At 72.4% G+C, this 942-nt stretch carries 1 protein-coding gene; it reads left to right on the forward strand.

Annotated elements, in window-relative coordinates; translation table 11 throughout:
• Nucleotides 1–942: acyl-CoA dehydrogenase family protein (locus tag ACWPOB_RS28520; RefSeq protein ID WP_455402872.1), on the forward strand; the 942-nt coding region annotated here is incomplete at both ends.

Genomic DNA, 942 nt, shown 5'->3' on the forward strand with positions numbered 1-942 from the left:
GCAGGACGCCGAGCTGGCGATGGAGCTGGGCTACACCACGCTGTCGCTGCGGTCGATGTTCGGCACCAACAACGGCATCGCCGGGCAGGTCCTCGTCGGGTTCGGCACCGACGAGCAGAAGGCGCAGTGGCTCGAGAGGATCGCCGCCGGCGAGGTCGTCGCGTCCTTCGCGCTCACCGAGCCCGGCGCCGGCTCGAACCCGGCCGGGCTGCGCACCAAGGCCGTGCGCGACGGCGACGACTGGATTATCACCGGCGAGAAGCGGTTCATCACCAACGCCCCGCTCGCGGACCTGTTCGTCGTCTTCGCCCGCACCCGCCCCGCCGACGAGAACGGCACCGGCATCGCGGTGTTCCTGGTCCCGGCCGCCACCGACGGGGTGCAGGTCGGCGCCAAGGACGCCAAGATGGGCCAGGAGGGGTCCTGGACGGCGGACGTGCACTTCAACGACGTGCGGGTGCCGGCCGCGGCGCTGGTCGGCGGCAGCGAGGACGTCGGCTACAAGGCCGCGATGACCTCCCTGGCCCGCGGGCGGGTGCACATCGCGGCGCTGTCGGTGGGGCAGGCGCAGCGCGCGCTGGACGAGTCGGTGGCGTATGCGGCGACCGCGACGCAGGGCGGCACCGCGATCGGCACCTTCCAGCTGGTGCAGGCGATGCTCGCCGATCAGCAGACCGGGGTGATGGCCGGGCGGGCGCTGGTGCGCGACGCGGCGCGGGCGTGGGTGGAGAACACCGACCGGCGGATCGCGCCGTCGGTGGCGAAGCTGTTCTGCACCGAGATGGTCGGCAAGGTCGCCGACCTGGCGGTGCAGATCCACGGCGGCACCGGGTACATGCGGGAGGTGCCGGTCGAGCGGATCTACCGGGACGTGCGGCTGCTGCGCCTGTACGAGGGCACCAGCGAGATCCAGCGCCTGATCATCGGCGGCGGACTGGTCAA

It is taken from the genome of Rhodococcus sp. 2H158 (assembly GCF_053764755.1).